Here is a 19,003-nt window from a genome sequence, read left to right on the forward strand (position 1 = left end):
GCTGTCATGACCGAGTTGTCGCAAGTGTCGGTGACGGCACTCAAGGGTGTCGGTGAGGCCATGGCCGAGAAACTGGCCAAGGTCGGCCTGGAGAATCTCCAGGACGTGCTGTTTCACCTGCCATTGCGTTATCAGGACCGCACCCGCGTGGTCCCCATCGGCCATTTGCGACCCGGGCAAGACGCCGTGATCGAAGGCACCGTCAGCGGCGCCGACGTGGTCATGGGCCGACGCCGCAGCCTTGTTGTTCGGCTGCAGGACGGTACCGGCGGGTTGAGCCTGCGCTTTTATCATTTCAGCAACGCGCAGAAAGAAGGCCTCAAACGCGGCACGCGAATTCGCTGCTACGGCGAAGCGCGGCCCGGTGCGTCGGGGCTGGAAATCTACCACCCGGAATACCGCGCCATTACCGGCGACGAACCGCCGCCGGTGGATGAAACCCTGACGCCGGTCTACCCGCTCACTGAGGGCCTGACCCAACAGCGCCTGCGCCAGTTGTGCATGCAAACCCTGACGATGCTCGGCCCGACCAGCCTGCCCGACTGGCTGCCCACCGAACTGGCGCGCGATTATCAACTCGCGCCACTGGCCGATGCGATCCGCTACCTGCATCACCCACCGGCCGATGCCGACGTCGACGAACTCGCCCTCGGTCATCACTGGGCGCAGCACCGTTTGGCCTTTGAAGAACTGTTGACCCATCAACTGTCCCAGCAGCGGCTGCGCGAGAGCATGCGCTCGCTGCGCGCGCCGGCGATGCCCAAAGCCACGAAGCTGCCGGCGAAATACCTGGCCAATCTTGGCTTTGCCCCGACCGGCGCCCAACAACGGGTCGGCAACGAAATCGCCTACGACCTCAGTCAGCACGAGCCGATGCTGCGGCTGATTCAGGGCGATGTCGGCGCGGGTAAAACCGTGGTCGCCGCCCTCGCCGCGCTCCAGGCGCTGGAAGCCGGTTATCAGGTCGCGCTGATGGCGCCTACCGAGATTCTTGCCGAGCAGCACTTCATCACCTTCAAGCGCTGGCTCGAACCGCTGGGCATTGAAGTCGCGTGGCTGGCGGGCAAGCTCAAGGGCAAGAACCGCGTCGCCGCACTGGAGCAAATCGCCACCGGCACACCGATGGTGGTCGGCACCCACGCGCTATTCCAGGACGAAGTGCAATTCAAGAACCTCGCACTGGCGATCATCGACGAACAGCACCGTTTCGGCGTGCAGCAGCGCTTGGCGTTGCGGCAGAAAGGCGTTGGTGGGCGAATGTGTCCGCATCAGCTGATCATGACCGCCACACCGATCCCGCGAACGTTGGCCATGAGCGCCTATGCCGACCTCGACACCTCGATCCTCGACGAACTCCCCCCCGGCCGAACCCCGGTGAACACCGTGCTGATCACCGATACCCGGCGTGTCGAAGTCATCGAACGCGTACGCGGCGCCTGCGCTGAAGGGCGCCAAGCCTATTGGGTGTGCACGCTGATCGAAGAGTCGGAAGAGCTGACCTGCCAAGCGGCAGAAACGACTTACGAAGACCTCACCGCCGCCCTCGGCGAGCTGAAGGTCGGGCTGATCCACGGCCGTATGAAGCCTGTCGAAAAAGCCGCGGTCATGGCCGAATTCAAGGCCGGCAACCTGCAACTGCTGGTCGCGACCACGGTGATCGAAGTAGGCGTCGATGTGCCCAACGCCAGTTTGATGATCATCGAAAACCCCGAGCGTCTCGGCCTCGCGCAACTGCACCAGTTGCGCGGCCGTGTGGGTCGAGGCAGTGCTGCCAGCCATTGCGTGCTGCTCTACCATCCGCCGCTGTCGCAGATTGGTCGCCAGCGCTTGGGCATCATGCGCGAAACCAACGATGGATTTGTCATCGCCGAAAAAGATCTCGAACTGCGCGGCCCCGGCGAAATGCTCGGCACCCGCCAGACCGGCCTGCTGCAATTCAAGGTCGCCGACCTGATGCGCGACGCCGATTTGCTGCCCGCCGTGCGCGATGCCGCCCAGGCGCTGCTGGAACGCTGGCCGGATCATGTCAGCCCATTACTCGACCGCTGGCTGCGCCACGGGCAGCAATACGGCCAAGTGTGAGCACCATCGCAGTTTCTGGACCCTGCCTTTAAACAAGCTGGTTATACTCCTGCAATTGTTTTAGAACGGATACAGATCATGACCGAAGTTGCCCTCGCACCCGCCACCCCGCACGCTCCGTCGGTTATTCGGCTGCTGCTGGGCAAACTAGGCATTGCCTACGAAGAGGTGCTCGACCACCACGGCCTGAATGCCACGCGCAAAGTCCAGGCCGTTCTGGTCGATGACGCCGTTGGCGCACTGATGGTGCTGTTCCCGCAGAGCCAATTGCTGGACCTCAATCGCCTGGCCGAACTCACGGGCCGCCGCCTCACCGCCGTGCCCACCGAACGCCTGGAAAAAATGCTCGGCAAACACAGCCTGAGCCTGCTGCCCGGCCTGCCGGCGCTGACCAGCTCTCCGTGCCTGTACGAAGAAAGCCTGCTGCGCGAACCGAAGTTGCTGATCAACTCGGGTGAGCCAGGCGTGCTGCTGGAAATCACCAGCGAAGCCTTCAAGACCATGCTGACCAAGGCCAGCGCCGCCAACTTCGGCGAAAACCTGACCAGCATCCGCCCGAACCTCGACCGCCCCGACGATGACCGCGAGGAAATCACCCAGGCCGTTCAAGCGTTCACCGCGCGGCGCATCCAGCAACGCCTGGAAGCCACCATCGAAATTCCACCGCTGGCCGAGACTACGCAGAAAATCATCAAGCTGCGCGTCGACCCCAACGCCACCATCGACGACATCACCGGTGTCGTCGAAACCGATCCGGCCTTGGCCGCACAAGTTGTGAGCTGGGCGGCGTCGCCGTACTACGCGTCGCCGGGCAAGATTCGTTCGGTGGAAGATGCGATCGTGCGGGTGCTGGGTTTTGACCTGGTCATTAACCTTGCGCTGGGTCTGGCCTTGGGCAAAACCCTGAGCCTGCCGAAAGACCATCCGCAACACACCACGCCGTATTGGCAGCAATCCATCTACACCGCCGCCGTCATCGAAGGCCTGACCCGCGCCATGCCGCGCGCCCAGCGCCCGGAAGCCGGCCTGACCTACCTCGCCGGCCTGCTGCACAACTTCGGCTACTTGCTGCTGGCCCACGTCTTCCCGCCGCACTTCTCGCTGATCTGCCGTCACCTGGAAGTCAACCCGCACCTGTGCCACAGCTACATTGAGCAACACCTGCTGGGCATCAGTCGCGAACAGATCGGCGCATGGCTGATGCGCTACTGGGACATGCCGGACGAACTGGCGACCGCACTGCGCTTCCAGCACGACCCCACCTACGACGGCGCCTACGCCGAATACCCGAACCTCGTGTGCCTGTCCGTGCGCCTGCTGCGCGGTCGCGGCATCGGCTCCGGCCCGGACGAAGACATCCCCGACGCCTTGCTGGAGCGCGTCGGTCTGACGCGTGAGAAAGCCAACGACGTCGTCAGCAAAGTGCTTGAGGCTGAAGTCCTCCTGCGCGAACTCGCTTCGCAATTCAGCCAGGCCTAAAAGCTTCGCGGGCAAGCCACGCTCCTACAGGGTTTTGGTGATCCCTGTAGGAGCGAGGCTTGCCCGCGAAGAATCCACCCCGGTCTATCTGAACCACCACACCCCATTGTGGCGAGGGAACTTGTCCCCGTTCGGCTGCGCAGCAGTCGCAAACCCTGCCAACACGGTGTGTCAGACAATATCGAGGCCTCAGGCTTCAGGGCCGCTTCGCAGCCCAACGGGGATAAATCCCCTCGCCACAGGAAATCCTCGACTCAAACCTTGGCTTTAGCCTTGCGCGGCTTCAAATACTTAGTCAAGCCCTGAAACCAGATCACCAGCGCCGGGTTGCCCTTGATCTGAATCGACTTGTCCTGAATCCCCGTCATAAACGCCAACTGCTTGTTCTTCGCCTGCATCGTGGCAAAGCCATACGTCGCATCTTTAAACGCAATCGCAAACGCCGGCTCGGCGTACACGCCCGACTTGCTGGTAATGCGCTGATCCTTCACAAAGAAATGCCGCGCCACTTTCCCGTCCAGCGTCTGCAGCTGGAACACCAACGCCTTGTCACCCAACTGTTGCTGAAACGCAGGATTAGTCCGACTGGCCTTACCCATCAACAAACCCAGCATCCACAGAAGAAAACGAAATTTCATGCGTGCAGCCTCAAGAGAAAAATGAACGGCCGGCGCAGTGTAGCGGCTTCGAGTGAGAACGCCATCTTCGGGTTGTATTAGAAGAAGATGGCGATATTTTTGACGGTGATGACTACCAAGTCATTGACTAAAACATCAGTCCACTGCGCTTCTTAACGCTACGTTGTAGCAATCCTAATTTGCGTAATTGCATAGACTCACCTAACCGTTTGGATCGAACAAGACGCGTACGCATTGTGGCTGTGACAGGCAGAGAACGGCCGATTCTGTTGAAAGAGTCGGTCCGTCCAAACTGCTCGAAGATTGATCGGGGAAAACGCCTTTTTTGCACGCTGCTATGTGAAATCTGAGCCCAGAAGCCTCTGCACAAAGTAAGGATTTCAATCTCAGACGCGTATTTTTTTTACCGTAGAAATCAAGGCCGACTTTTTCAACAGAATCGGCCATAAGGAGCCAGTCGGATGCGTCTAGGAAATCAGGCGCGCTTCAGTGTTGTACGTTGCCTACTATCAATAGGCCCCGTTATCAGTAAAAAGGTCGCCCTCTTTTATTCCAAGCCAGATCTCGAGATGGTTATGCAAAGTTCTCAGGGACAACTCGTGCTCCGAGAAATCGGCGGGATTGATCGCGTCGCACCTAGCCTTGGCCACGTCGATACTGATGAAGTTTTCGATCGTCTCTCTGTTGAACATGTTGTGCACTGTGGAGACTCGATCACCCCATGAATGGCTTTTGCCTGTGCTCATCATGCGAGTGGCCATGCTTGCAAAGCCATCGTCGGTTCTGATCGCGTCCAACATCCAGCAACGAGGCTCGTCAAAGGAACCCGAATAATCCTTCCATCGGTAAAGTTGGAACATTAGATCAGGCGCGGTAATCAAAGCGGAACCGCCCGCCGCGTGACTCCTTATCAACTGCAACCATAAGCCCTTCATCGCCTCGACGGTATCGAGATCGAGCACTGGATCAAAAGTATTGGCCTTACCTTCTTTCTGATCGGCGGGATCATTCAAGTGAATCAGGATCGCAGCAACGGATAGCGCTTTGGTCCGGCGGAGCGCTTCGAGCGTTAGATCACCTCGTAACTCTTCCGGGATTCGTTTTAGGAACCAGGAAGTCGCTCGCCATGCGGAAATCCACGGAGAATTGAAGGAATCGCCACGCAGGCCCACGAGTTTCTGAGCAATGCTGAACATCCCTGGCAGCAGCACAGGAGCGTTCTCTACAGGAAGGCGATCAACGGACTCGTCGAATCTCGCAACGAGCGAGGGTAGCAAGCCGTCTGCCTCGACTTCTGCGATCGTGGCAGCTAGACCGGCATCTGTCGCCGTCGCATCTAGGAACTCAACGAAGCGACGTTCCGACATTTCGCCGAGTGCCGTCTGGAGTTCGAAGTAACGTGGGAAGTAGCGCGGCGAGCAAACCCGCTTTGCCGCCAGCCAATTGAGATGAAAACCGTCACCATAGTTGGTGCCGCCGAATGCCCACTCGAGAGGCGGGAACAGCTCCTTGACCGTGTCTCGGGCGATGGCGCGACGCTCCTCCGGCACGACCTCAAGAAACCGCTCGGCTGCCGCTCTTTCCGCATCCTGCCGGCCGTCACCCTGGAAACGACGCTCTTGGAGAACCAGCGCCCTTTCTTTTAACAGCGCCTCGTGTAGGTCTGATTCGAAGACTCGTAAAGCTTCCAGAACCAAGAAGTCCACAATGTTCACTTCGAAGACTTCGCCGGACGCATGCAACGGCATGTGAACTGCGATGGACGAGATCAGTCGACGCGCATCTCGCATGTTGCGTAGACGGGGTTGGATACACCCGATCAAGGCGTTACCCCAGCGCGTCTGCGAGAAACCGTTCGTCTCGGTCGCATAGCGGTCCACCAACTGGGACAGTTCCTCCAAAAAAATACGATGCACGATCGACACCGGTACGGCGGGCAGGTCGAAGTTGGCTTGCACGATTTTTTCGAGGAAGGCGCGACCGTCGCCGTCGGCGACCGGATCAAGCGCTCGTTCTACGATGCTGGGCTGGAACAGCAGCACGAAGACAATATTGGGCAAGTTGGCGTTGGCCTTTACCTGCCGGAGGAGAGCCCGGATTTGCTCGGGTTCGAGCCTATCAATGTCGTCAACGAAGACGATTAATGGTCGATGGAGTTCGCGAAGACGAGCGTCCAGCGCTTCACGTACCTTGTCGAGCGGTTCGCCAGTGCGGTCCTTTCCGAGATGCAACAGCATGCGGCCGAGAAGGGACGTACCAACGGAAAGAGCAGCGAGAGCGGCCGCGATTTTCGCAACTGTCGGAAGATTGAAGCCTATGGCTGAAGCGACAAAGAGCACAGAAGCGTTCGTTAGAGCCGACGAAATGACATGATTGGAACCACTGGCTTTTTTAAGCGGTGCGCTGGCTCCCGTCAAAATCGCCCCGTAGCGTCGCAGCGCTTCGGCACGGGCGTGCTCTGCTTTGGAATTCTCGCCCCCCAATCGATCCGCTATTTGGCCGAAGAGCGCACGAGCGATCGCGCTGCTGTCGCCCCACTGCCAGGGATTGAAATCAAGCCAGGCCGTGTCGTCGCTCCTAGCTTCAAGTCGTTCAGAAATTAGGTTCTTGAGGGAAGACTTGCCAAAGCCCCATTCGCCGCGGATTGCGAATACTCTGCCTTCGCGCGGACTGAGCTCCGAGAGCACGCGGGCTATGCGGTCCGCGAAGTCAGCCCTCCTAAGGCGATCCTCTGACTTCGTTCGAATCGGCGCCTCCGATCCAATTTCGCCCATCGGTTGATTGGCCGTAGCGACACCGTTGTTGAGCTTTGCTTGGCGACGGGCATGCCACGCTGACACGCGGGTCAATAGTCCGGTCATAGTGCTGAAACTCTAAGGGAAACTTCCGTCCGGCGCGGAGCGCGTTGTGTGATAGGTGATTTCATAGCATCTTCCCAGCCCAAGGCTTCGGCTCCGCTAATACACGGTCGCTGGCTAAATCAGCGCCAAGCTCCTCTATAAACGCGACGAATGATTGCTTGTCGCGCACGCTTTCCAGCAACTCATCAAGATCTGCAAACATCGGCATCCCTGCATCGGCGTACTAGCGTGAGATTGAAGGTCCGCATGCTGCTATTCAGAAGCATAGGGAGTCAACCCAGTGTCTGCTTATGGCCTGGAGCAGCTCATACTCGAACGTCTGTTTAGGCTGATTGCGGCCTCTCGCTGCCCTCGCCAGAAATATGTATTTCGTTGTCATTAATGGTTACGAAACACATGATGAAATCCGATATTTTCGGCTGATCCGGTGTAATGCAAGCGGCTGTTTAAGTGGAGTGCGATTTCGCACCGAATCCCCTCAACCTTCTCGGACTTTTCCTTCGAAAAGTCGAGCCACCCATGAACTATGCAACCTCCACATAGGCAGATAACCTCTGTTCGTCACCGCAAAAAACGGTGACACGGACGTGCAAGTCCGGTACATATCGGCGCGCAAATGCCTCGCTAATCATTAAGCCCTAAAATGCTTTTTGGATCGCTATATGGCGGCTGTGCGTGGGAGGTCCCTTTGGGGTCTGCCGGGGTCCGATATGCCCGGTCTTGCACACCTGCGCACGGCTGCCACCATCATTCGAATGCAAGCGAAAAGGTGTCAGTCCCTTAAATGCACATATCGGGATACGCCAATGTTCAAGGTCACACCAAATCCGCCGGAAACAGATCCGGCATCGCCCTACGAATCCTTCGATTCCAACAAGCTCCATGAAGCTGCCGAACACGCCCTCGATCACCACTTCCCACCGACCGAAAAAAAACCTCCGAAACGCAACGGCCAGCTCTTCAACGTCTGCCCGAACATCAACACTGAAGCCCTCCTCGCCAACGCCTCGGAAGATTTGCTGTCCATCAGCGCCATCGCTGCCGGCCTCGCCGACGATGTAGACGGCTCGCGCCGCTCCGTAGCCCTGGCGCTGAGCCGCATGGCCGACGGGGTGCATTTGTTGGTGGAACGAGCGCTGGATCATCTGGACGAGCCAGAAATGGCGGCGATTCTCACCAAACAACAAAGCCGAACCTGCTAACTCGCCAAGCAGTAAATAACCCCGATGGATGTGTCACTGCCCATCGGGGTTTTTATCATCAGCGTGCCCGGCACGCAGCTGGGAGGAAAAAAACCAACACGGTTGTCTTCCCTGTTTCCGGAATACATGTAGGACGCGTCCGGTTTGGTCTCCTTGGGCTTGAAGTACCTGTCTGCCTCGGTACTTTGCACAAGCTCACTCAATGTTGAGTCGGTGCGGCACATCGCTCATGGCAGCGCCCCCGCGCTTAGGGCGCCAGTAGACAGGTAGTTCAATCAGACCATGGCTACTCGACACATTAAAAGACCGTGGCCTTTGACCAACCAAGCTCCTGGCAATTGACAGGAATCAACTAAGCGTAATCGCCACTCTTCAGCGTCTGTCCTTAAATCAAACCGCAACGCTTCTGGTCATCGCCTCAGAACATCAGCTGACCATCAGCGCCATCGCCGCCGGCCTCGCCGACGATATGGAGGGCTCGGGGCCGCGCCTAAGCCTTGCGGCGCTGTGTGGCTCGATAAGTTGAAGAGTCACGGATAAAGATCTCGAAATTTAAAGCGCCGCCAAACCAGCACAGACCGGATGTTTCCGCACAGCTTTCAAGACACGTCCTACATCTTTTGCTTTTTACAAAGCCCAATACTTCCCCCAACCAGGGTCTGTCGACTCACTCAACAGTCGCAAGCCCTTCAAAGGCTTATTTGGCCAAATCCAGCAAGTTAACAAGTGGCGAATGGACTCAACATGTCGATATTACACCTCCGGATGAGGTCGTTTTCTTATGCAGTGCTCGGGTGTCTGGGTGGACTGGGGTCGGCGGTGGCCGCGCCTGGCCCGACGCCGGGCGAACAGGATTTGATTCGTGAGCGTCAGAATCGGTTGTTGGAACAGCAGCAGCGTCGGCTCGATGAGCTGAAGGAGTTACCGGGCAAAACCGCGGAGCCAACAAAGCCGAGTGCTCCAGTCGATAGTCGCTGTTTCCCCATCCGGCAGATTTTGATCAACGGCGCCGATCATCTTTCCGAATCTGATCGCAAACAAGCAACGCAGTCCTATGAAGGTCAATGCCTGGGCACCTCTCAACTCAATGAACTGCTCAAGGTCATCACCAACCGTTATATCGACAAAGGTTTGTTGACCAGTCGAGCCTACTTGCCACAGCAGGACCTGTCCGGCGGACAACTGAAGGTGCTGGTCGTCGAGGGTCACCTGGAAAAACTGCGAGTCGCAGCGCAAGGCGATTTGTCGGCGCGTGAACTGGCCATGAGCTTTCCCGGCCGTGAAGGTGAGTTGTTGAACCTGCGTGAAATCGAGCAGATGGTCGACCAGCTTAACCGCCTGCCGTCCAATCAGGCGCAGATGGAGTTAACTCCCGGTCAAGCTCCGGGCGGCAGTGATGTGGTGGTGAAAAACACTCCGCAAAAGCCGTGGCGCGCTTCGTTGTCACACAATAACGGTGGCCAGGACAGCACAGGCGAACAGCAATGGGACGCCTCGCTGGATTGGGACAGCCCGCTGGGATTGGCCGACCAGTTGATGCTGCGCGGTGGTCATGACGCCGTCAGCGATCATCAACGCGGCTCCAGCAGCGCGTTTATGAATTACAACCTGCCGTGGGGCTGGTGGAGCTTCAACTACAGCTACAGCCAGAGCGACTACCGCTCACAAGCCAAGGCCTATGGTTTTGGCTTCAAGCAGACCGGCGACAGCCAGAACCATCAACTGCGCGCCGAGCGAGTAGTCCATCGCGATGCCGTCAGCAAGACCTCACTCAATGCCGGTCTGGCCTATCTGCGCACGAACAACTTCATCGAAGACACCAAGCTTGAGCAAAGCAGCAACCGCATCAGCGAAGCGCAGTTCGGTTTCAACCATGGCCGACGCATCGGCAGCGCTTTCGTCAACCTGGACCTCGGCATGCAAAACGGCATCGATGCCTTTGATGCTCAAGGTGATCACGATCCGGCCCGCGGCGAACCCACTGCTCGCTACCGCAAGTACACCGCGACAATGAGCTATTTGCAGCCCTTCACCCTGTGGGGCGAATACTTCAGTTTCAACAGTCTCGTCACCGGTCAACGCAGCGAGGATGTGCTGTTTAGCTCACAGCGAATGAGCCTTGGCGGGCAAGGCTCCGTACGCGGCTATAAGGAACAATTGCTGTCTGGTGACAGTGGCGGTTACTGGCGCAACGACCTGCGCTGGAGCCGTCAGGTCACTTGGCCCTGGCTAAGACAGGTACTGACTGAATACGGCACCAGTTTGGGATATGACCAGGGTGTGATTCAAAACGATCGCTACAACGGTGACCAGCACGGACGCGTGTCCAGCAACTCACTCGAGCTGTTTGCCAGAGGCGGTTACCTGGCTACCAGCGTGACCTTTGCCCGTTCGCTCGAACGCCCCGATGCGCTGACAGAACACAAAGCGCCGATCTATTTCAGCCTGAGTTTCTTCCTGTAGTCCTAGGCGATTAATTGCTGCACTTTTCGAGAGTTCCAACATGGATGTCCGTCAGTTTTCTTTCCTGATTCACCAGCCGTCTGCCGCTCTTTTGACCCGTGAGCATTTCTGGGGCATGCCCAAGCGTGGCCTGGCCTTTTTGCTGGCCAACGCCATGTTCTGGCAACCGCTGTGGGCACAAGCCGACGGCATCGTCGTCCATGCTCCGGGGACGGGACTGGAACACGCTGGCAATGGCGTACCTATCGTGAACATCGCCGCACCCAATGCCAGCGGGCTGTCGCACAACCAGTTCCATGACTACAACGTCGGCAGCCAAGGGGTGATCCTGAATAACGCCACGGGCCGCACGCAGGCGACCCAGTTGGGCGGGATCATTCTGGGCAACCCGAACCTAGGCGGCAGGGCGGCCAGCATAATCCTCAATGAAGTCAACGGCGGCAACCCGAGCCAACTGCGCGGCTATACCGAATTGGCAGGGCAATCGGCGCGGGTCATCGTCGCCAACCCCTATGGCATCAGCTGCAATGGCTGCGGGTTTATCAACACCCCACGGGTGACACTGACCACCGGCAAGCCGGTACTGAACAACGGTCAGCTTGACCATTACAAGGTCGACGGTGGCAGCATCTCTATCGACGGCGCGGGGCTGAACGCCAACAACGTCGATAGCTTCGAAATCATCACTCGCTCAGCAAAGATCAACGCCGAGATTCAGACGAACAAGCTGAGCATCGTTGCTGGTCGCAATGATGTCGACGCACAAACCCTTAATTTCGTCGCTCGCACCACTGACGGCAGCGCTACACCGGAACTTGCCATTGACAGTTCCGCGCTCGGCGGTATGTACGCTGGAGCGATCAAACTGGTGGCTACCGAAGCCGGTGTCGGTGTTCGATTGGCCGGTAATCTGGCGGCCAGCGGCGGCGATATTCAGATCGATGCTAACGGCAATTTGAGCCTCGCGCAGGCCGCATCCTCCAATGCCATCAACATCAAGACGGCCAGTCTTGATTCACAAGGACCGGTCTATGCGGGTTCGACACTGGACGTGCAAACCAGCGGCGCACTGAGCAATCAGCGAAGTCTGGCCGCACGTGATCGCATCAGCCTGAGCAGCGGTGGCCAACTGAGCAACCACGGCATCATCGAGGCGGGCGTTAACGCCGACAACAGCCGTAATGCTCGCGGCGACATCAGTCTGGCTGCTCAGAACCTGCGCAACACCGGCAACGTGGTAGCCAGCCGAAACCTTGACGCTCGCGTGAGCCAGACATTCGACAACAGTGGTGGGTCGGTCGGCAGTGAAGGCCTGCTCACGGCCAGTGCCGCCATTCTGGTGAACCGCCTGGGCAGCCTGTCTAGTGCCGGTCAATTGAGCTTCACCAGCAGTGGCGGGATCGACAATCAGGGTGGTCGCCTGGTGGCCGATGCCGGTCTCGACCTGCGCAGCGCCAGCCTCGATAACCGTCAACAAGGCAGCATCAGCGGCAAAGGCGCGGTGCAGGTAAACACCGGCACATTTGAAAACAGTCAAGGCGGCCGTTTGACCAGTGGCGCCAACCTCACCCTCACTGCTGCGCAGGTGAACAACCAGGACAAAGGCCTGATCGCCAGTGAAAATGCCCTTACTGCCAATTTGTCCAGCCTGGCGAACAGCGGCGGCACCCTGACCAGCCACAGCAATCTCGACCTGAACGTCAGCGGCCCGCTGGATAACCAAAATCAAGGGCTGATCAAAGCGGGGACCGGTTTGAACATCAGCAGCGCCGCACTGAACAACCACAACAACGGCACGTTGTTCGGCAGTGCGATCAGCATCGATTTTGGTAGCGCTACTGGTGACCTGAACAACGCTGGCGGCCTGATCACCACCGACGGACAGTTGAGCATCCGCCACCTGCGTGATCTCAACAACGCCAACGGCGAGATCTCCAGCAATCAAAGTTACACCCTGGCCGGCCGTTTACTCGACAACAGCGCCGGCAAACTCATCAGCAGCCAGCAACTGCACCTTGATACCAGCAGCATTCTCAACCAGAACGGCTTGATCTCAGGCTGGGAGGGATTGAGTGTCACTACCGACAATCTCGACAACCGCAATCACGGAACGCTATCCAGTCGCAACGGCGACGCGGCCGTCAGTGTAAGCGGTGACTTGCTCAACAGCGGTGCCGGTGCGCTAGTCAGCCAGCAGCGTCTGACGGTCAACGCTGGCAATCTCGATAACAGCGCTGGCGGCATTATCTCCAGTGCCGACGATCAAGCCCTGACGGTGCAAGGATTGCTGACTAACGCACAAGGCGGACTGATCGACAGCGGCGGCGTCTTGACCTTGCAGACGATGGCCCTCGACAACACCTTCGGCGCCATTAGCGCTCAGCAGGCAGTCAGCATCACCGGCACCTCGCTGGATAACAGCCACGGCAACCTGATCGGCAACGCTGCCATCACCCTCAATCTGCTCGGGGTATTGACCAACATCAATGGCAAACTGGCCAGCACCGGCCCCTTGCTGTTGCAGCGTGCCAGCCAGGTCAATAACCAGGGCGGCCAATTGGCGAGTCAAGGCTTGATGACCCTGCTCATCGGTGGCCTGGATAACCGCAATGGCGGCACCGTTGCGGCCAACGACCATCTCATCTTGACCGCCAGCGACGCCGTGCAGAACAGCGACAACGGCTTGATCTACAGTCAACATGGTGACCTGCGCCTGCACGCAGCCAGCCTCGCCAACAGCCAGGGTACGCTGCAAAGCCAGGGCGAAATGAACCTTGACGTTGTCGGAGATATCGAAAACCAGAACGGTCGGCTTCTCGCCCAAAGCGGTGATCTGAACCTGGCGGCCGCGAACGTCGATAACCGCGGTGGCGTGCTAGCCAGTCAGCAAGCAACTCTCTCCGGTTTTCTCCGTGGCTGGTTAAAAAATGGTTACGAGCTGCTTAACCACCAGGGCGGCAACACTCAGGCTGAACACCTGAACCTGACCGCACTGGGGGGCATCGACAACCAGGGTGGACGTCTCGCCGCGCAATCGGGCGATGTCATCATTAACACTGCTTACTTCGATAATCGGGAAGGTGGCCTGTATGCCGCCAACGTTGTCGGCGTTACCGGTGGTGCGCTGAATAACAGCGCCGGTCAGATCGCGGGCCAGCAGATTGACTTGAGCCTGGCCGGTGCACTGAGCAACCGTGAGGGCATCATCGAAAGCGGCAACGTCCTGACGCTAAACGCCGCCAGCGTAGACAACCAGTTCGGTCAACTCCGTGCCTTGGGCACCAGCGGCGCTTCGCGCGTTCAGATTGGCGGACTATTCGACAACCGCAACGGCATTCTGGAAAGCGCCAACACCGACCTGCACCTCGCTGCCGGGAATTTCATGAACTCCGGTGGCACCGCGTTACATGTTGGCAGCGGCAGTTTCGACATAGCCACGGCGAACGTCCTTAACGCCGGAGGTTCATTGATCACCCGGGGCGGTTTGACGCTCAACGCTGACAGCTGGACCAATACCAGCATCATCCAGGCCGGGCGTCTGACCCTGAACATCGACAACTTTGCCCAGACCGCCGCTGGCCAGTTGCTGGCTTCCGACAGCCTGTACGCCACTGGCGTGAACTGGAGCAACGACGGCCTGATCGCCAGCGACGGTGATCTTTACCTGGGATTGTCTGGCGCTTACAGCGGCACCGGACGACTGACCAGCCGGGGTGACCTGAATCTGCAAGCCGGGCAACTGACCCTGGCCGAAACTGCAAGCATCGCCAGTGGTGGGGACGGACTGATCAACGTGGCCGGGCTGCTGAACAATCAAGGTCGATTGACCTCTGCTGGCGACCTGACGGTGGACGCGGGCAATGTTTACAACTACGGCACTCTCGGCAGCGGGCAAAACCTGACCCTCGCGACCAACGCACTGCTCAACGATCACGGACTGATCTTCAGTGGCTGGGACATGGGGTTGCGAGTGACGTCGTTGAGCAACAAATACGCGAGCATTTACAGCCTCGGCGACCTCGACATCGATCGTGATGGTAACGGTGGTTGGGCGACGAGCATCGTCAACAGCTCCGGCTTGATCCAGAGCGACGGCAGCATGAGCCTGGCGGCCAGCACGATACAGAATGTCCGTGCGCTTTTGACCATCAGCGACAGCGGTATCTACACCGCCAAGATTGAGCAAATCCAGTGCATTGAAGGCGTCAACGCCGGTGACTGCAGCGGCAAGAAAAACCGTGTTTGGGAGATTACGCAACGCGACAAGCTGGAAGTGATCGCCGCCAGTGCCGCGTCCAGCATCACCACCGGTGGCAACCTGAACATCAAGGGCGGCGACCTGCTCAACCACAGCAGCAACATCGCCACCAGCGGCAACTTCATCGCCACGCTCAATAACCTGACCAACACCGGCGTGGAAACCTCCGACACCGAAACCGTGCGCGTGTTTCGTACCAAACGCGCCCGTAACGGCAGCAGCTGGAGCAACGCCGCCGACGACTTCACTGAGCGCTACTGGTTTCAAAGCAGTGGCTATGACGTCAACAAACTGAGTGGTTTGGTCGAGGCTATGAGCCGATTTGTCGGTACAACCGATGCTGAGTTGCCAGCGTTTGGATGGACGACCCAACTTGCCACGGGTGACCAAACCTATGCCGCCATCATTCAGGCCGCAGGCAACATCAGCATCAGCACCCAGAACAACTTCGACAACAGCGTGGTCCGCGGTGGTTTCGATTATGTCGGCAGTGGCCCGCGCACCAATACCGACTCCCCGGGGAGCAATTTCTCCACGCGTATCACCCTGAACAAGCAACTACCGCCGGACCTGGCAAAACAGCAAGTCAACCCCCTGACAGTGCCTGGATTTGAGCTGCCTATAGGGCAAAACGGCCTGTTCCGCCTTAGCGGTCAGGGCAGCACCACCGACAACGGCCCGCTGAGTTGGAGCGTAGCGGGCGCCGGTGTGGGCTCGATCGGTAAAGTTCAGGGCCTGCCGAGCAGTCACGGAAAGTCCAATCCGCACAAATACCTGATTGAAACCAACCCGACGCTCACTGACCTCAAGCAGTTCATGGGTTCGGATTACCTGCTGGGTAAACTCGGCTACAACCCTAACGACAGTGCCAAGCGTCTGGGTGACGGTTTCTATGAACAGAAGCTAATCCAGCGAGCGGTGGTGGCCCGTACGGGTCAGCGTTTCATCGACGGCCTGACCTCGGATGAGGCCATGTTCCGTTACTTGATGGATAACGCCATCGCCAGCAAGGACGAACTCAACCTGTCGCTGGGCGTGACCCTCTCCGCCGAACAGGTTGCCGCGCTGACCCACGATATCGTCTGGATGGAAGCCGTGGTGGTCAATGGCGAAAACGTTTTGGTGCCGGTGTTGTACTTGGCCAACTCGAACAACCGCCTGGCCGCCAACGGCGCACTGATTGAAGGCCAGGACGTAAGCCTGATCGCCGGCAAAGACCTGAAAAACGCCGGCACTCTTAAAGCCAACGACAATCTGGCTGCCATGGCCGGCAACAAGCTGGTCAACAGTGGACTGGTGAACGCTGGCAACCGCCTCGATCTGCTGGCTGGAAATGACTTGAGCAACAAGGCCGGCGGGCTCATCGCCGGGCGTGACGTAAGCTTGACCAGCATCAGCGGCGACGTGATCAACGAACGCACGGTGACGGGGTATACCAGCGGCAACGGCTACAACAACCAGCACCGAGACTTTGCCGACAACGCCGCTCGCATTGAAGCGGCCAACGACCTGACTATCTCGGCCGGGCGCGATGTGAACAACATCGGCGGCGTACTGCAAAGCGGTCGCGACACCAGCATCAGCGCCGGGCGCGACGTCACCATCGGTTCTGCCGAGCAGGTCAACAGCAACAAACACGGCAGTAATAACCGTGACCTGACCATCAGCCAAAACGGCGCCAGCCTCGACACCGGTCGCGACATGTCGATCAGCGCCGGACGTGACCTCAGTGTCGTTGCCAGCCAAATCGAAGCAGGCCGCGACATTGCTTTAGACGCTGGCAAAAACCTCACGTTGGCCTCGGCGGCGGATGAGGAACACAGCTACAGCAAAACCAAAAAGGTCGAGGCGCAGGAAGATCACGTCAGCCAGATCGGCACCGGCCTCAATGCTGGCGGCAACGTCGTGCTCACTGCTGGCCAGGATCTGACTTTGGTCTCGAGCAAGGTCAGCGCAGGCAAAGAGGCTTATCTGGTCGCCGGTGGCAATCTTGAATTGTTGGCCGCACAAGACAGCGACTACTCGCTGTACGACAAAGAGAAAAAAGGCGGCTGGGGTAGCAAGGAAACCCGGCGTGATGAAGTCACCTACTTAAAAAACATTGGCAGCGAAATCAAGACGGGCGGTGACCTGACGCTGGTCAGCGGTGGTGACCAACGCTATCAGGGCGCCAAGCTTGAAAGCGGCAAAGACATTACCCTCGACAGTGGCGGCAGCATCACCTTCGAAGCCGTCAAGGATCTGCATCAGGAAAGCCACGAGAAGAGCAAGGGCGACTTGGCTTGGCGGTCCGAATCTGGCAAGGGAAACACCGATGAAACCCTGCACCAGAGTGAACTGGTGGCTCAAGGACAGTTGGTGATCAAAGCTGCCGATGGCTTGCACATCGACCTTAAACACATCGACCAAAAGTCGGTCAGCCAGACCATCGATGCGATGGTGAAAGCCGATCCGAATTTAACGTGGCTGAAAGAGGCGGAGCAGCGTGGGGATGTGGATTGGCAACTCGTAAAAGAAATCCATGACTCCTATAGCTACAGCAGCTCGGGCTTAGGGACTGGCGCGCAATTGGTGATCGCCATTGTTATGGCAGCGTTTGTAGGACCAGCGGCTCTGACAGCATTGGGAGGTGCGAGTGCGGGTGCCGTCGCCGCCGGTGGCGCAGCCATTGCCACGGGCGCAGCGACCACTGCCACGGTCAGCGTCATTAATAACGGTGGCAACCTGGGAGCGGTGCTCAAGGATGTCACGTCTAGCGATGCCCTGAAGGGATACGCCATTTCCGGTCTTACGGCAGGCATGACTGCTGGTTACTTCAACGACTGGACCGGCACCACAACAGACCCCGTCACCGGCAAGATCAGTACGAATCTCGGCACCTGGAAAGGTGTCGGCCAATTCGCTGCCAGTCAGGGCCTGCAAAACGGGACCTCCGCTGCGTTGGGCAAGATCATGGGCCAAGGCGGCAATCTGGGCGATGCCCTGCAAAGTACGTTGTTCAATACTCTGGCGGCCGCCAGCTTTAATGCGGTGGGCGACTACACCAAAGACGTTTACGCCGACGGCAGCCTGCAAAAAATCATGATCCACGCCATGGTCGGTGGCCTACTAGCACAAGTCAGCGGCAGTGACTTCAAGACGGGCGCGCTGGCAGCAGGTGCCAACGAAGCGCTGGTGGACCAGCTCAATAACTGGGTCGATGGCGACAAAAACCTTCTGAACATGACTTCACAACTGGTCGGCATGTTGGCGGCGGCGACACAAAGTGACATCGACGGGGAAAGCCTCCAAACAGGGGCTTGGGTGGCCGAGAACTCAACGCAGTACAACTACCTCAATCATCGAGAGGTGGTAGAAATGCTGCGCGAGGTCGATGCTCGGGCAACTGAAGAAGACAAGAATAAGATTCGGGAGCGGTACGCTGAGCTGGATGAAAGCAGAAATAGAGAGCTAACCTCCATATGTCAAAGCGATCCGACAAGTTGTGAGGCTCTGTCGAATCGGCTCATGGAAGACGATCCAAAGCTGCGAGCGTTAGCGGTCGATTTGAGAGCCCGCGGGGAGTCCAATCAAGCAGTCATCGTTGGTTTTCTGGTAACTAGCAGCAATTCCCAAGCTCAGGCTAGCATCACCTCTGAGCTGGCAGCCTCTCGAGATGGAGAGGATTCCAGGTTTGGAGCGGCTTTCGCTGGGGCTCTGCTTGGTTCTGTTTTAGGTGGCATGAAACCTAGCGGGGTTGACGCCTCAAAAGTAGGAATGCTGGGCAAGACGGGCGTTCAAACAGCAAGCAAAACTATTTGGAAAGGGAATGGAAAAGAGCGTATTGACGTTGAAAATCCGAACCCAGGCCAACGTCCAGGCCAAATCCACTATCAAGACAATAACGGAAATAAGTATTTGTACGACGCAGGTTCTAAGTCTTTCCCAACGGCACCTAAATCAGTGAACAACCTTCTAAGTGACACTAGATTTCAAAAAGCAATTGATAAAGGCATGAAAAAGTACCTAGGAGAGTGATTG

General features: G+C 58.0%; 8 protein-coding genes. 5 read left to right on the forward strand and 3 right to left on the reverse strand.

The window, feature by feature from the left end:
* The first annotated feature begins 6 nt into the window (after positions 1 to 6).
* Both recG and ACA052_RS28455 read left to right on the forward strand, forming a co-directional pair.
* Complete coding sequence (recG, locus tag ACA052_RS28450) at positions 7 to 2,082, forward strand: ATP-dependent DNA helicase RecG (RefSeq protein ID WP_497647762.1); 2,076 nt, start codon at positions 7 to 9, stop codon at positions 2,080 to 2,082.
* A gap of 78 nt (positions 2,083 to 2,160) precedes the next feature.
* Positions 2,161 to 3,561: an aminoacyl-tRNA deacylase and HDOD domain-containing protein gene (locus ACA052_RS28455; protein ID WP_497647763.1), complete on the forward strand. Its 1,401-nt coding sequence runs from the start codon at positions 2,161 to 2,163 to the stop codon at positions 3,559 to 3,561.
* Positions 3,562 to 3,815: 254 nt separating this feature from the next.
* On the opposite strand, the gene ACA052_RS28460 is transcribed toward ACA052_RS28455, so the two are convergent.
* From ACA052_RS28460 to ACA052_RS28470, 3 genes are all read right to left on the reverse strand, one after another.
* Positions 3,816 to 4,199 (reverse strand): helicase, encoded by a 384-nt coding sequence (locus ACA052_RS28460; RefSeq protein ID WP_497647764.1) that lies wholly within the window; start codon positions 4,197 to 4,199, stop codon positions 3,816 to 3,818.
* A gap of 509 nt (positions 4,200 to 4,708) precedes the next feature.
* The gene (locus tag ACA052_RS28465; RefSeq protein WP_497647765.1) at positions 4,709 to 7,060 is read right to left on the reverse strand and encodes a KAP family P-loop NTPase fold protein; all 2,352 of its coding nucleotides are present in this window, start codon (positions 7,058 to 7,060) and stop codon (positions 4,709 to 4,711) included.
* A gap of 61 nt (positions 7,061 to 7,121) precedes the next feature.
* Positions 7,122 to 7,262: a hypothetical protein gene (locus tag ACA052_RS28470; protein WP_497647766.1), complete on the reverse strand. Its 141-nt coding sequence runs from the start codon at positions 7,260 to 7,262 to the stop codon at positions 7,122 to 7,124.
* A gap of 604 nt (positions 7,263 to 7,866) precedes the next feature.
* Between ACA052_RS28470 and ACA052_RS28475 the strand changes: the two genes are divergently transcribed.
* From ACA052_RS28475 to ACA052_RS28485, 3 genes are all read left to right on the forward strand, one after another.
* On the forward strand, positions 7,867 to 8,262 hold the full coding sequence (locus tag ACA052_RS28475; RefSeq protein ID WP_497647767.1) for a DUF6124 family protein: 396 nt from the start codon (positions 7,867 to 7,869) through the stop codon (positions 8,260 to 8,262).
* A 744-nt stretch (positions 8,263 to 9,006) separates the two neighbouring features.
* Complete coding sequence (locus ACA052_RS28480) at positions 9,007 to 10,725, forward strand: ShlB/FhaC/HecB family hemolysin secretion/activation protein (protein WP_497647768.1); 1,719 nt, start codon at positions 9,007 to 9,009, stop codon at positions 10,723 to 10,725.
* 40 nt (positions 10,726 to 10,765) lie between these two features.
* Entirely contained in the window at positions 10,766 to 19,000 is an 8,235-nt protein-coding gene (locus tag ACA052_RS28485; protein ID WP_497647769.1) for a two-partner secretion domain-containing protein, read from the forward strand.
* The last annotated feature ends 3 nt before the right edge of the window (positions 19,001 to 19,003 follow it).

The organism is Pseudomonas sp. LBUM1644, from assembly GCF_059716195.1.

What these genes read in the sequence shown, in the direction of transcription:
- recG (WP_497647762.1), top strand. Translation starts at nt 7, where the DNA reads ATGACCGAGTTGTCGCAAGTGTCGGTGACGGCACTCAAGGGTGTCGGT.
- ACA052_RS28455 (WP_497647763.1), top strand. Translation starts at nt 2,161, where the DNA reads ATGACCGAAGTTGCCCTCGCACCCGCCACCCCGCACGCTCCGTCGGTT.
- ACA052_RS28460 (WP_497647764.1), bottom strand. Translation starts at nt 4,199, where the DNA reads ATGAAATTTCGTTTTCTTCTGTGGATGCTGGGTTTGTTGATGGGTAAG.
- ACA052_RS28465 (WP_497647765.1), bottom strand. Translation starts at nt 7,060, where the DNA reads ATGACCGGACTATTGACCCGCGTGTCAGCGTGGCATGCCCGTCGCCAA.
- ACA052_RS28470 (WP_497647766.1), bottom strand. Translation starts at nt 7,262, where the DNA reads ATGTTTGCAGATCTTGATGAGTTGCTGGAAAGCGTGCGCGACAAGCAA.
- ACA052_RS28475 (WP_497647767.1), top strand. Translation starts at nt 7,867, where the DNA reads ATGTTCAAGGTCACACCAAATCCGCCGGAAACAGATCCGGCATCGCCC.
- ACA052_RS28480 (WP_497647768.1), top strand. Translation starts at nt 9,007, where the DNA reads ATGTCGATATTACACCTCCGGATGAGGTCGTTTTCTTATGCAGTGCTC.
- ACA052_RS28485 (WP_497647769.1), top strand. Translation starts at nt 10,766, where the DNA reads ATGGATGTCCGTCAGTTTTCTTTCCTGATTCACCAGCCGTCTGCCGCT.